The sequence below is a fragment of the Parafrankia sp. FMc2 genome (assembly GCF_041008525.1).
Lineage (GTDB): Bacteria > Actinomycetota > Actinomycetes > Frankiales > Frankiaceae > Parafrankia.
In genome coordinates this window covers 1-12228 of sequence record NZ_JBFLUG010000177.1, presented here as the reverse complement: position 1 = coordinate 12228, position 12228 = coordinate 1, and the positions used below count along the sequence as shown (strand labels likewise).

General features: G+C 70.5%; 12 protein-coding genes and 1 pseudogene. 7 read left to right on the top strand and 6 right to left on the bottom strand.

Annotation, left to right across the window (positions count from 1 at the left end; genetic code table 11):
• Nucleotides 1-492: 492 nt before the first annotated feature.
• Nucleotides 493-1140 (bottom strand): TetR/AcrR family transcriptional regulator, encoded by a 648-nt coding sequence (locus AB1460_RS32370; RefSeq protein ID WP_368965938.1) that lies wholly within the window; start codon nucleotides 1138-1140, stop codon nucleotides 493-495.
• A 300-nt stretch (nucleotides 1141-1440) separates the two neighbouring features.
• Between AB1460_RS32370 and AB1460_RS32365 the strand changes: the two genes are divergently transcribed.
• On the top strand, nucleotides 1441-2340 hold the full coding sequence (locus tag AB1460_RS32365) for a virginiamycin B lyase (RefSeq protein ID WP_368965936.1): 900 nt from the start codon (nucleotides 1441-1443) through the stop codon (nucleotides 2338-2340).
• Nucleotides 2341-2647: 307 nt separating this feature from the next.
• Here AB1460_RS32365 and AB1460_RS32360 read toward each other — a convergent pair whose 3' ends face one another.
• From AB1460_RS32360 to AB1460_RS32350, 3 genes are read right to left on the bottom strand one after another with little or no spacing between them, the layout of a single operon-like run.
• On the bottom strand, nucleotides 2648-3400 hold the full coding sequence (locus tag AB1460_RS32360; protein ID WP_368965942.1) for an ABC transporter permease: 753 nt from the start codon (nucleotides 3398-3400) through the stop codon (nucleotides 2648-2650).
• Nucleotides 3400-4377 carry an ATP-binding cassette domain-containing protein gene (locus tag AB1460_RS32355; RefSeq protein WP_368965934.1) on the bottom strand — a complete coding sequence of 326 codons (978 nt, stop codon included), beginning with the start codon at nucleotides 4375-4377 and terminating at the stop codon, nucleotides 3400-3402. Before AB1460_RS32355 ends, AB1460_RS32360 begins: the two co-directional genes overlap by 1 nt.
• 32 nt (nucleotides 4378-4409) lie before the next feature.
• Nucleotides 4410-5144: a PadR family transcriptional regulator gene (locus AB1460_RS32350; protein WP_368965932.1), complete on the bottom strand. Its 735-nt coding sequence runs from the start codon at nucleotides 5142-5144 to the stop codon at nucleotides 4410-4412.
• Nucleotides 5145-5571: 427 nt separating this feature from the next.
• Between AB1460_RS32350 and AB1460_RS32345 the strand changes: the two genes are divergently transcribed.
• The 4 genes and pseudogenes from AB1460_RS32345 to AB1460_RS32330 all read left to right on the top strand — a co-directional run bounded on the left by AB1460_RS32345 (nucleotide 5572) and on the right by AB1460_RS32330 (nucleotide 8476).
• Nucleotides 5572-6273 carry a DUF58 domain-containing protein gene (locus AB1460_RS32345; protein WP_368965930.1) on the top strand — a complete coding sequence of 234 codons (702 nt, stop codon included), beginning with the start codon at nucleotides 5572-5574 and terminating at the stop codon, nucleotides 6271-6273.
• Complete coding sequence (locus tag AB1460_RS32340) at nucleotides 6270-7187, top strand: hypothetical protein (RefSeq protein WP_368965928.1); 918 nt, start codon at nucleotides 6270-6272, stop codon at nucleotides 7185-7187. The genes AB1460_RS32345 and AB1460_RS32340 overlap by 4 nt, the downstream gene beginning before the upstream one ends.
• A gap of 73 nt (nucleotides 7188-7260) precedes the next feature.
• Nucleotides 7261-7965 (top strand): annotated as a pseudogene (locus tag AB1460_RS32335) (hypothetical protein); the annotation flags it as partial.
• Nucleotides 7892-8476, top strand: coding sequence for a hypothetical protein (locus AB1460_RS32330; protein WP_368965926.1), 585 nt, complete (start codon nucleotides 7892-7894; stop codon nucleotides 8474-8476). The pseudogene AB1460_RS32335 and the gene AB1460_RS32330, both read left to right, overlap by 74 nt.
• Before the next feature lie 238 nt (nucleotides 8477-8714).
• On the opposite strand, the gene AB1460_RS32325 is transcribed toward AB1460_RS32330, so the two are convergent.
• On the bottom strand, nucleotides 8715-9119 hold the full coding sequence (locus tag AB1460_RS32325; RefSeq protein ID WP_368965924.1) for a YchJ family protein: 405 nt from the start codon (nucleotides 9117-9119) through the stop codon (nucleotides 8715-8717).
• Nucleotides 9120-9408: 289 nt separating this feature from the next.
• The gene (locus tag AB1460_RS32320; RefSeq protein ID WP_368965922.1) at nucleotides 9409-9717 is read right to left on the bottom strand and encodes a hypothetical protein; all 309 of its coding nucleotides are present in this window, start codon (nucleotides 9715-9717) and stop codon (nucleotides 9409-9411) included.
• A 557-nt stretch (nucleotides 9718-10274) separates the two neighbouring features.
• On the opposite strand from AB1460_RS32320, the gene AB1460_RS32315 reads away from it, so the two are divergent.
• Together AB1460_RS32315 and AB1460_RS32310 are read left to right on the top strand one after the other, a co-directional pair.
• The gene (locus tag AB1460_RS32315) at nucleotides 10275-10952 is read left to right on the top strand and encodes a histone deacetylase (RefSeq protein WP_420497431.1); all 678 of its coding nucleotides are present in this window, start codon (nucleotides 10275-10277) and stop codon (nucleotides 10950-10952) included.
• A 104-nt stretch (nucleotides 10953-11056) separates the two neighbouring features.
• Entirely contained in the window at nucleotides 11057-12106 is a 1050-nt protein-coding gene (locus AB1460_RS32310) for a serine/threonine-protein kinase (RefSeq protein WP_368965920.1), read from the top strand.
• Nucleotides 12107-12228: the final 122 nt, after the last annotated feature.

The following is a 12228-nucleotide window of genomic DNA, read 5'->3' as shown; positions in this document are numbered from 1 at the left end:
GAGTCGTCACAAACCTCGATGATCACCGGTGGCCTCTTGCGTGCCTGGACCGGCTCCACCTCAACGTCGCATCTCAACCATGACCCATCAGATCAAAATGATCACTAAAGTCCGGCTGAAGTACTAGCTGGCAGCTGAACCTCATGGTCAGCACCGCCGAACATCCCGGAGCCGTCACATTCGGTCATCGGACCGCGGGTGCGGATCCGGCCGGCACAGGATGCTCGAAGTGGAGGCTGCGATGCTGTCCCATCTCCGTCCTGCTACCGAGTAGTCGAGGGAGTAGAAGATCCACTGCGTCACGGTAAACTGGCGCGGTTCCGTTCAGGCCCGACGTGTGTCTTCGCAGGTCGACACAGCGAAAAACGTCAGAGGAACGGCCAGTTCACCGTGGTCATCGACGCCTACCGCGCCGACCGGTCAGGATCCTGACCAGGAGTCTTTCTGGTCTGATGATCTGAGGCGCTGTGGCATAGCGCTTGGGGAGTGGCGCTATTGGGATGTGAAGGCGCCGGCTGTCGCGGCTGCCGCCGCGTCGTGGGCTGCCTGGTCGGGGAGTGCCTGGCTGGCCGGTGTCCGGAGAAGGATCAGCTGGTGGTAAAGCGGGGCGGTGGCGGCTATCAGCAGCCGGTGTGGATCGGTGTCTGCAGGGATCTCCGCACGGACGATGGCGCGATCGACTACCGGTCGGCAGCGGGTGTAGCGGTCGGTCCAGAAAGCCTGTAGGGCACGGGCTGCGTCCGGCGAGCGGAAGGACGCGGCGATGAGAGCGGTCGTTATCGGTGGGTCCGCGGTGAGGGCTGCATAGATTTCGCGGTTGATCGCGGAAAGGTCGCCTTCCAGAGTGCCGGTATCCGGCGGCTGCCAGATGTTGGCGGTGGCCTCGGCGAGGACGTCGGTGAGAAGGCCGCCGACGTCGCGCCATCGTCGGTAGACGGTGGTGCGGTGCACGCCGGACCGGACAGCGATGGTGTCGATGGTGAGGCTGTCGTAGCCGTGTTCGACCAAGTCTGCGCGCACAGCCGCGAGAACCAGAGCCCGGATGCGGGCGCTGCGACCGCCGGGACGCGCGCGAACGCCTGAGGGGTCGGGTAGCGGCGGAGGGTCGTCCGGCGCCGTGCCCGGGTGGCGGGGGGGCATCGCGAAAGTCCTTTGCCTGGCGGGGGTCACCGTGGCACGATCCTATCGCTACATCTGTCGCGATAGGAGACCTGTCGATGATCCGATGAGGCGCCGATCTGGTCTGACGGCCTGGTACGGCCGTGCCGCCCGTTGCCGGGGTCGGCTACCTCTTCCTCGTCAGCCATGACCGCGCGTTGCGCGTTCGAGGGCATGGCGCATGCCTCGCCCTGGCGTCGACCCCGCGTTCCCGAGGGCACGGAGAACAGAACCATGCTTTTTCCGCCGAGGAGACCCGTGATTCCCCACAATGGAAGCACCATGATCCACGAAAAGCGGATAGCGGGCCCTGGTGCTGGCCCCTACGACCTGACTCTCGGACCCGACGGGGCGCTGTGGGTCACGATGGTCCACGCCGGGCAGATCGCGCGGCTGGCTCGAGACGGCCACCTCGACTCCTACCAGCTAACCCCGGCCTCCTGCGGACCGTCAATTATCACCGAGGGTCCGGATGGCGCTATGTGGTTCACCCGCAACGGCGACCATCAGATCGGAAGGATCGCCCTCGACGGCGAGACTGCGTCCTTCCCCGTTCCCACCCCGGACAGCGGGCCCTTCGGCATCACGACCGGCCCGGACGGCGCCCTGTGGTTCACCGAGATGAACGGCGACCGGATTGGGCGCATCACCACCGACGGTGCGATCACCGAGTACCCGCTCCCCGCACCCCAGGCCCTGCCGGCGGCGATCACCGCCGGAGTCGACCAGGCCGTCTGGTTCACCCTCACCCAGGCGAACGCGATCGGCCGCATCACCCCGTCCGGGCAGATCACGCTTCACCCGCTGCCCACCCCGGGCGCAGCCCCGGTCGGGATCTGCGGGACCGCCGACGGTGCAATCTGGTTCGTCGAGATCGCCGCCGGTCAGATCGGCCGGATCCGAACCGATGGACGGATCGAGGAGTTTCCCCTTCCCGACCGGGGCGCCCGGCCCCACGCGATCATCGCCGACCCGCCCACCGGCGGCTGCTGGTTCTCCGCGTGGGCCGCGGGCCGGATCGGCCACATCACCCCGGACGGAAAGATCGACGAATACGATCTGCCGACCCCATCAAGCGAGCCGCACGGCCTCGCCGTCGCCGGGGACGGCACTGTCCACGTTGCCCTCGAAACCGGCGGCCTCGCGCGTTTGGAGCGGGCTGCCGTCGACCCTGAAAACTGACCCCTGTCAACTACGGCCACAGTGGACGGAAGATTGACTGCACCACGGTAAACTGACGCGGTTCCGTTCACGCGCGACGTGCCTTTTTGCAGGTCAGCACAGCGGAGAACGTGCAATGAACGGCCAGTTCACCGTGGTCATCGACGCTTACCGGGCGGATCGGTCAGGGGCCTGACCAGTGAGTTTGTCGATCGGATGATCCGAAGTCCCGTGGCATGGCGCTTGGAGGGGCGGTAACTGGCGCTGGCTCGACCTCGTCACTCGGGTCATCGAGCGGTCCGCGACCAGGAGAACTCCTCGCCGGCGGTCAGGCGCTCTGGCGTTGGAACACCCGGGTTCCCCAGAGCGCCAGCAGGGCCGTCAGCGCCACGGTGATCGTGGCACCGACCCAGACGTGCTGGTCGGAGAAGTCGCCCTGGAACAGCTCGCGGCTGGCGTCGACGATGTAGCTGAGCGGGTTCGCCTGGGAGGTGTGCCGCAGCCAGGCCGGTGCCAGCGACATCGGCAGCAGCACCCCGGACAGCAGAAGCAACGGCAACGACACCCCCTGCACGAACGGAGCGAACGAGTCCTCGTCCCGCAGGATCAGCCCCATCGCGTACGAGGCGGCCGAGATGCCGAGACCCAGCAGACAGATCAGGACGAGCGTGGTCGCGACGCCGCCCCACGAGGCACGCAGCCCGAACGGGATGGCGACGACGACCAGCAGCAGGGCCTGGACGGCCGTCGTGACCATGTTGCTCAGGGTGCGGCCGAGGATGAGCGAGGCCCGGCGGGCCGGGGTGACCCGCTGGCGTTCGATCACGCCCTCGCGCAGTTCCTGGATGATGCCAAAGCCTGCGAACCCCGCGCCGAAGATCGTCAGCTGGAGCAGCAGCCCGGGTACGAACACCCGCCAGGCGGTGTCCCCGCCGAGGCCACCGCCGGTGACGTTCTTCAGCAACGGGCCGAACAGTACGAGATAGACGATCGGCTGGATCAGGCCGAAGAAGACCCACACGGGGTTCCGCAGCAGGATCCGCATCTGCCGCTGGAAGACGACCCAGATCTCGGTGCGCATCACGCTGCCGCCTCGTCGCGCAGGGTCCGGCCGGTCAGGGACAGGAAGACGTCGTCCAGCGTGGGCCGGTCGACACTGATCGAGGTCGGGCTCAGCCCGGCCGCGTCGAGGCCGCGCAGGATCGGCGCGACCGCGACCGCTCCGTCGTCGACCGTAACGAACAGTCCGGCGTCCGTGGCGACCAGCTCGCGGACCGGGTGTGCCCTGCGCACGACCGCCTCCGCTCTGACCCGGGCCTGCGGGTCCGGCAGGGCGAGCCGGACGACGTCACCGGCGACCTGCGCCTTGAGTACGTCCGGGGTGTCGTTGGCGACGATCCGGCCACCGTCCATGACCAGAATCCGGTCAGCGAGCGCGTCGGCCTCGTCCAGGTAGTGGGTGGTCAGCACGATGGTCACGCCGGCGTCGTCGCGCAGCGAGCGGATGTGCGTCCACAGGTTGGCGCGGCTCTGGGGGTCCAGCCCGGCGGTCGGTTCGTCCAGGAACACCAGCCGCGGCTGGTGCATCAGGCCGAGCGCGACGTCGAAGCGGCGCCGCTGGCCGCCGGAGAGTTCCAGCAGCGCCCGGCCTTCCAGCCCGCCGAGGTCGAGCCGGGGAGCGAGCTGCGCGACCCGGGCCCGCGCCTCGGCCGTGGACAGGCCCTGCAGCCGCGCCTGTGTGATGAGCTCTTCCCCCACCCGCAGCCCTGCGCTGGGTGCCGCGCCGACCTGCGCGACATACCCGATGCGGCGCCGGACCTCGCGTGGCTGGCCTACCAGGTCGTGACCGGCGACCGTAGCGCCACCGGAGCTCGGTAGCAGCAGCGTGGTGAGCATCCGCAGCGTGGTGGTCTTTCCGGCGCCGTTGGGGCCGAGCAGGCCCACGATCTCGCCGGGCCGGACCTCCAGGTCGATGCCCTTCACGGCCTCGACCAGCCCGGTCTTCGTCTTGAAGGAGCGCGCGAGCCCGCGCGCGTGAATCAGATCATCGTCCGCCACGCCGGCAGGATCGCATAGGCCTTCAAACTTAGTCAAGCTTGAGTAATCTCCGTCGGCTCCGTCGGCTCCGTCGGCTCCGTCGGCTCGGCGGACCTGGTCGGCCCAGACGGCTCCGTCGGCTGCCTGGCGTCGCCGCTCGGGTAGCTCAGGGCCGCCGCGCCCAACCCAGGCCCGAACCGCGGGAAGCCCGGGTCATCCGCGAAGTGGTACGCCCCCGCCCGAATCCGCCGGACGAACGCGCGGGCCCAGGCGATCTCGGCCCGGCTCCGGCTGCCGGTGAAATCGAAGATCTCGCGGACGTGCTCCGGAATACCGCCGTCGGCGCCGGTGGCCCCGTCCGAGATGGAGCCGCGGACGAAGGACGCCGCCTCGAGCTCGGACTCCAGCGAGGCGATGCGCGCCTGCAGGGCGCGGACCAGTTCGTCCCGCGACATGAAGGTCATCAGGCAGAGCGCGGGGATCAGCGGCTCCGTGGGGCGCTGGACCGTCCACCACGCCTGGCGCAGCAGAAGCGTGAACTCCTTCTCTCCCTCCGCCGTGAGGACGTAGGCGGTCCGCTCCGGCCGGTTGCTCTCGCTGCCGCGCGAGTGCACCGCGATGCACCCGTCCCGCTCGAGGGTGCGGATCGCCCCGTAGATCGAGCCTGGGCGGACGTTGGCCACCTCCTCCAGCCGCCAGGTCACCAGCTCCCGCCGCACGTCGTATCCGTGCACGGGCTGCATGATCCGAATCGCACCGAGAACGAGCAGACGGGTCGCCGACGACATGGCGCGATCCTATTCATCCTTGACTAGGTGCCGTGTCGCGCGCTGAACCGGTCGTCAAGTGGTGGCACGAGCCGTTCTCCGACACGGTAGGGAGCGTCCAGGAGCGGCCCGGTGGTCGGTTCGTAGGCCGCGCCACTGGCGGGTGGCCCGCCTGACCGGCCGCCGGACGGATGCGCACATCATCACCTGTCGGGAAAAGCATCGGATGGATTCGGCTGAGGTGTCTGCCGCTCGCCGTATCGGCGTGGAATCGACCTGCGCGATATCGATCCGTGCAGTCCGGCACGCATGGCGCGGGTCACGGTGCCGAGTCTCGCTGCTGGCGAGACGCGCGAGGTCGCCTACCCGCTGCCCACCGACCGCCGTGGCGTCTTCGTGGTCGGGCCGCTGACCATCGGGCACAGTGATCCGCTCGGGGGCGCGGCTGGTGGTCCAGCCCAGGCCCGAGTTCGTGCTCCCACCGCCGACGGGCCGGTCGCGGGAGACCGACGGCCGGACCTCCGCGGCGGCCCCGAGCGGCGGTGTGGCCTTCCACAGCCTGCGGGAGTACGTCCGCGGCGACGACCTGCGGCTCGTCCACTGGCCGTCGTCGGCCCGGACCGGAACGCTGATGATCCGCCACAACGTGGTGCCGCACGAGCCGCGGATGGTCATCATGCTCGACACCAGCGAGGCCCCGTACACCGACGACTCCTTCGAGGAGGCGGTGCGGGTCGCCGCCTCGCTGACGGTCGCCGCGTTCGACGGCGGCTTTCCGGTCGAGGTGCGGACCACCGCCGGAGCACATCTCGCCGCCGAGCGGGGTCTGTCGGCACGGGGCGAACTGCTGGACCTGTTCGCGGCGGCCCGCCGCAGCGAGGGCGACCCGGGCCTGCCGGAGCTGATACGGCTCGGCCTCGCCGACGACGGGGCCGCGCTCGGCATCGTCACCGGCATGCCGGCGCCGGTGGTGCTGCGCGCGGTCACCGCCGTCCGTAGACGCTTCGCCATGGTCAGCCTGGCCCTGCTCACCGACCCCGCGGACGCTCCGGGGCAGCCCGGGTTGGTCCCGGAGGGCGTGTTCGCGGTGCGCGCTGCCACGAGCGGCGCCTTCGCCACCGCCTGGAACCGGGCGGTCTCCGCGCGATGAGAGCGGACCGCGCGCCCTTCACTCGACCCGGCACCCGACCGGGCCGACCCCTTCGGCGTGGCCGGCCGCACGCCGACCTGGGATTCCTCATCGTCGGCCTGCTCGCCGTCGCCTGGACGACGAGCTCGCTGTTCACCGGCCTGCTCGCGGTCACCGTGCTGGCCGGTGCGGTCCTCGCGGCCGCCGCGGTCGTCGGGCTGGTGAGTGGACGGACCCGGCGGCTCGACGTCCTCGCGGCCGTCACCGTGGCCGGGTTCGTCGCCTACGCGCTGGTGACCCTGTTCAGCCCGCTGGGCCGGCATGGCCCGTCCGGTGACGGCGGGTTCGTCCACGCGCTGCGCAGTGGCTGGTCTGCCCTGCTGACGATGGGTCTGCCCGCCGATCCGGAGGCCGCGCTGCTGACGGTGCCGGCGTTGCTGGTGTGGCTGACCTCCGCGGCCGCGGTGGCGCTCGCCGTCACGACGAGGACGGCGTTGCCCGCGCTGGTGCCGGTGCTGGCCGGTTTCGTCGCGGCGCTGGCACTGAACGCGGCCGGCGGTGGTACCCACCTGCCCGTCGCCGCCGTGCTGAGGCTGGCGGCGCTGGGCTTCGTGCTGGTCAGAGCCGAGTCATCGACGCCGGACGCCGCCGATGCCCCCGCCCGGACAGGCCGGTCGCGCCGGGCGCTGCCCGGACGCCTGCTGCTCGGCACACCGGTGGTGACCGTCGCGGTGGGGCTGGGTATCGCGGTGGCGGCCGTCGTTCCGTCCCGAGACGCCGCGGATCCGCGGGCACTGCGGCAGGCACCGGTGTCGATCAGTCAGGAGCTCAACCCGTTGGTCGAGGTGCGGGGCCAGCTCACCGCGACGCCGTCGCCGCGGCTTGCGACCGTCCGGATCGCGTCGTCCACCGGCGGCTTCCGGTGGATCGGGTGACGACGGCGATCCTGGGCGACTTCGACGGCGCGCGGTGGCGCAATGACAACGTCTTCGTGCGGGTCGGTGGCGTCCCCCGGCGGGTGAGCTCGCGCCCGTCGGGCCTTCGGCGACGATCCGTGCCGACATCACCATCGACGCGGTCGGTTCGCCACTGCTGGTCGGGGTCGGCCGGCCGACCCGGCTCTCCGGCGCCGAGATGGCCCTCGACTCGAAGACCGGCACACTGCTGGCGACCCGGCCCACCGCGGACGGATACCACTACCAGATCACGGCGGCGGTGCCCGACCGCTACGACCTCGCTGGCCGCCCGGGCCACTCCTACGGCTCGCTGACCAGGATGCTGACCAGCGCGGATCCTCGGGAGCAGCGCGGCTACGCCGAGCAGCACGCCGCCGCCTTCGCGCTGCTCGCCCGCGTCAGGGGATTCCCGTCCCGGGTCCACATCGTCGACCTGACCAGCGCCGAGCTCCTCGCGGCGCCGGAGGTGCTCCCCGAGCGTCGCCAGTTCACCCTTGCCTCCCAGGGCGGATTCGTCTTCTTCAACGATCACGGCAGCGACCAGGCGGGGGTGATCCGTCCGGACGGGTCCACGGCGGCCGTGCGCAAGTACCTCGCCGACGGTGCCACGGACGCCACCGACGGTGGAACCGGTGGAAGCGGCGGGACGGGCGGCGCCGGAACCGGCTCTACACCGAGCGGCGATGGATACGGAGGCGCTTCTGGTCGTCGAGCCCGACGTGAGCACCAGGCCGGGCTCGTGGGCTACCAGAAGTAGATCATCCGTTGTGGCGGCGGTGCTCGTCGCCGTCGTCTCGGCAGCCGCGCTGACGGCGTTGGTCCTGCGCCCGGACGGGCGTTCGCCGACCGGGCCCGGCGGGGGAGGCACCTTGTCCGGGCAGCCCGCCGGCTCCGCCACCGACGCCACCGACGCTGCCGGGGGCACGGAACTCGTGGGGTCCGTTCGCCTCAGCGAGCAGCTGTTGGAAGACGGCGCGGACGCCAGCGTCGACGACGTCGCGATCTCCTCCGGCGGGACGGTACGCGTGGCTGTGGGCCGGCGTGGCACTGGTGCGGGCAGCAGGCCCGTCGCCTGGTACTCGGTCGACAGCTCGCCGTGGGCGTCCGCATCGGCCACGAACGGTGACCGTGACGGTGCCGGCATGACCGCGGTCACCCTTGGCGCCGATCAGACCGCCGGCGTCGTACTTGTCGGCGGCTCCATCTCGGACGGCGGCGCGGCGGGCAGCGGGCGGGCAGCGGTGTGGATCATGGAACCGCCGCCCTGACGGGCCGGCACGCTGGAGGGTGCGTTCCGTCGGCGGGAATCCAGTCTCGCGGCCCGTGCGTGGCGCTAGCCTTGGGGATGCACCACGTGGATGCGGTCGGTGCACGCGACCGCACCGGTACGCCAGCCACCCTTCGCGGTCCCCATCCGCCGGTCATCGGACAGCAGGCAGGGCCAGAGGGGGGCAGGGTGGTTGGCCTACCAGCACCCGTCCCTTCCCCGCTGGCTCGGCCACAGGATCACCGGTCGCGGACCAGTGGCCCCGTCCCGGCATCCACATAGAGCCAGCGGCCGTCGACCCGCGTGAACGTGCTGCGCTCGTGCTGCACCCGACGCTCGCCGTCCGCCGAGCGCGCGATCGCACGGAACTCCACGACACCGGTGTCGTCGCCCGGGCCGCCGTTCACGGTGTCGACGATCTGCAGGGCGCGCCAGGTCATGCCGGCGTCCAGGTCCAGGCGACGGGGGCGCGTTGAGGGATGCCAGGTATGCAGCAGGTACGGCGCGAGGCCTCGGGCGAAGGCGCTGTAGCGAGATCGCATGAGCGTCTCAGCGGTCGGCGCGGGGCTCCCGAGATGGAAAGGCTCGCAGCACTGGGCGTACACCTGGTGGGAGCCGCATGGGCAGTGGTCGACGATGTTCATGCGACGATGATGTTCATGCGGTGCGCCGCGGCATCACGACAGAGTAGTCCGACTCCGCCTTCGGCCCCTCAGGACCCATGCCAGCGCGTCCGCGTGCCTCGGCGGCCTTCACGATCCAGATCGCCGGGTCAGGTGCCGGCCCCGCGTGCTCGCGGCCAAGGAAGTCCCCGGGCGCCCTCGGCAGGGTGCGGGTGCGGCCGAGAGCGTCCGGGAACCGGCATACGAGGTGACAAGAAGCTGAGCTGTCTCAGGGTCGAGATCGTCTCAACTGTTCAAACGGGAGATCTTCTTACGAGAAGAGGTTCTGGGTTATTGTCTTCCCGCTGATCGGTCGCGCGATGAAGATGGTGCGGGTGTAGTTGTCGGCCGGGCTGGAGCACGACACGCTGAACGTGGCGTTCGTGGCGACGACCGGAACCTGCTGAAGGCTCAGGCTGTAGAAACCGCCAGCGCTGACACCGGACGAGTCGAACTCGCCGGCGGTCGTGCTGACCGCCACGCCCGTCGCGACGCTGGCCGGGCATCTGGCGACGCCATTGATGGCGACGTTCGGACTGTTCGGATCGGCGCTTGCCGGGAGTGCCGCAGCCAGCGTCATCGTGCCTGCTGCCGCGATGGAAGCCAGGAGACTGGCGGTCCTGCGAGCTCTCATAACAAAAACCTCCCTTGGCAGTCACAGCCCATTGAGCCTCTTGTCTGCTGATGAGGTTACCCGACCCCGGGAGCGCTATTCACTCAGGTCGACCATTTTCTGTTCGCCTGGATGTCGGTGACTTCTGTTTGGCGGGGGGCCGGAAAAGTCGTGCTATTCCTGGCTGGTTGGCCCGCTCGAGGTTCCTGTTTTCGCCGGCGAAACCCGCTGGGCTGGAACGAGCCGCCTCGGGTTCGGTGGGAGACCGGTTCGTCTGGGAGACGAGATGGTGAAGATGCCAGGTCTGGTGAGCGAGGCCGCGAGGCGGAAGGATTCCGGCGCGGAGTTCCCGGCGGGCTGCGCGCGACGTATCGGTGATGGATTGCCTCACGGGTGCGCCCTCCTCCTGCTCTGGCACGGGGGCGGTCCGAAGACGGGAGTGCCTCTCCACGGGGGCGACGATCCGGGTGACAATTGCCACCGATCCAGGATCGGACGGGCAGGACGTCTGCCGGTGGCAGGTGGTGGTCGAGGAGGTTGAGGTGGCGGCGGACGGGGAGGCCACGCCACTGGTCTGGTACGTCAGTTACGGGTCGAACCTGCGGTCGTCGCGGCTGGCCTACTACCTGGCGGGCGGGACGATGCCGGGCACGACCCACGTCTACCCGGGTTGCCGTGACCGTCGTCCGCCGCGTGCCACCGCGCCGCTCCGCCTGCCGGGATCGGTGTACTTCGCCCTGAAGTCGAAGGTCTGGGGCGGTGGGATGGCGTTCTACGACCCGGCGGTGCCCGGCCCGGCCGCGGCCCGCGCCTACCTGCTCAGCCGCCAGCAGTTCGTCGACATCGCCGCGCAGGAGATGCACCGGGAACCCGGCGGAGACCTCGACCTGACCGCTCTGCTCGGCGCCGGCCGGGCCGTTCTCGGGCCCGGCCGATACGAGACGGTGCTGCTCGTCGGCCACTGGGGCCCGGTGCCGTTGCTGACGTTCACCGCCCCGTGGGGGCTGGCCGACGTCGCTCCCACCGCTCCTTCCGGGGCGTACCTGGACATGCTGGCGGCCGGGCTGCGGGAGGGCAACGGCTGGCCGCCGGCGCGGATCGCCGCCTACCTGGCCGGGCTGCCCGGCGCCCACGGCGTCTGGCGGCCCGACGAGATCGCCGGACGTCTCACCGCCGCGGACGTGACCGAGCCCGCAGGCTGACCGACCCGCAGGCCCTGACCGAACAGCCCCGGGCACCACTGCCAGAATGTCACCGTCGTACTGACAATCCGTGGCAGTCCCGATCGAGGTTGGTTCGTCTCCCTGTGATCCTGAACGAGACGCGGCTCGTCGCCGCCCTGCCCGCCTACGAGCTGGGTTCCCAGCTGGGCCGGGGGGCGTTCGGCGTGGTTCTGGCCGGCCGGCACCGTGAACTGGGGCGTGACGTGGCCATCAAGGTCCTGCCGATCGGCCAGGGGCCGATGGCCGAGGCCCGGCTGCTCGCGCTCCTCGACCATCCACACGTCGTGCGGGTCTTCGACGCCGTCACCGTGGACGATCTCCACCTGATCGTGATGGAGCTGCTGCCCGGCGGAACGCTCACCAAGCGTGCGGCGGGCATCTCCACCGAGGCCGTGTGCGCGGTCGGGCTCGCGGTGGCCGCCGCGCTGGCGTGCGCCCACCAGAACGGGGTGCTGCACCGCGACATCAAGCCGGAGAACATCCTGTTCGACCGGGCCGGGCTGCTGAAGGTCACCGACTTCGGCATCGCGAAGCTCGTGGAGGGCGCGGCTGCCGACGCGAGCGCGAGCGCCGTCATCGGTACTCCGCGCTACATGGCGCCCGAGCAGCTGCTTGCGGGCCGGCTCAGCGCCGCGACCGACCTCTACTCCCTCGCGACGATGCTGTACGAGCTCTTCACCGGGAAACCGCCGTACGGCGCGGGACTTCCGGCGCCGTCCCTCATCGCCCATCACCTGAACGTTCCGCCGCCACCGCCGGCCGGTGTCCCCGCCCGGATCTCCCAGGTGCTGATGCGCGCACTCGCGAAGGAGCCGGCCGCGCGGCAGCCGTCGGCTCACGCCTTCGCGGTGGAGCTGGCCCACGCGGCGGTCGTCGAGCTCGGTCCGGGCTGGCTCGCCCGCGGCGGGATGGCGGTGCGCCTCGACGACGACGTCCGCGCGGTCGCCGAAGGCCATCCCTACCCGACCCGGTCGGCGCAGGCCCCGCACTTCCCGGCCCCCATGCCGTACCCGCGGCAGCACCCGCAGCCGCAGGCGGCGCCGTACCCGCATCCGCAGCAGCACCCGCACCCGGCCTCGCCTCCGGGGCCCTATCCCAACCCCAACCAGGCCTCGCTCCAGGCTCCCTACTAGTAGACTGTCGCCGCTTAGTCCTGGCATGTTTCGTGTCTGGGTGAGAGGGTTGGGCTGGCAGGTCTTCCCGTCCCTCTGCCGGTCAGGACTGTGTCGTGGGTTCGCAGAAGAAGCGGCCGGTC

Coding starts and splice junctions, on each gene's coding strand:
- AB1460_RS32360 (WP_368965942.1), bottom strand. CDS start 3,400: ATGCGCACCGAGATCTGGGTCGTCTTCCAGCGGCAGATGCGGATCCTG.
- AB1460_RS32320 (WP_368965922.1), bottom strand. CDS start 9,717: ATGACGCTGGCTGCGGCACTCCCGGCAAGCGCCGATCCGAACAGTCCG.
- AB1460_RS32365 (WP_368965936.1), top strand. CDS start 1,441: ATGATCCACGAAAAGCGGATAGCGGGCCCTGGTGCTGGCCCCTACGAC.
- AB1460_RS32370 (WP_368965938.1), bottom strand. CDS start 1,140: ATGCCCCCCCGCCACCCGGGCACGGCGCCGGACGACCCTCCGCCGCTA.
- AB1460_RS32325 (WP_368965924.1), bottom strand. CDS start 9,119: ATGAACATCGTCGACCACTGCCCATGCGGCTCCCACCAGGTGTACGCC.
- AB1460_RS32350 (WP_368965932.1), bottom strand. CDS start 5,144: ATGTCGTCGGCGACCCGTCTGCTCGTTCTCGGTGCGATTCGGATCATG.
- AB1460_RS32340 (WP_368965928.1), top strand. CDS start 6,270: ATGAGAGCGGACCGCGCGCCCTTCACTCGACCCGGCACCCGACCGGGC.
- AB1460_RS32330 (WP_368965926.1), top strand. CDS start 7,892: ATGGATACGGAGGCGCTTCTGGTCGTCGAGCCCGACGTGAGCACCAGG.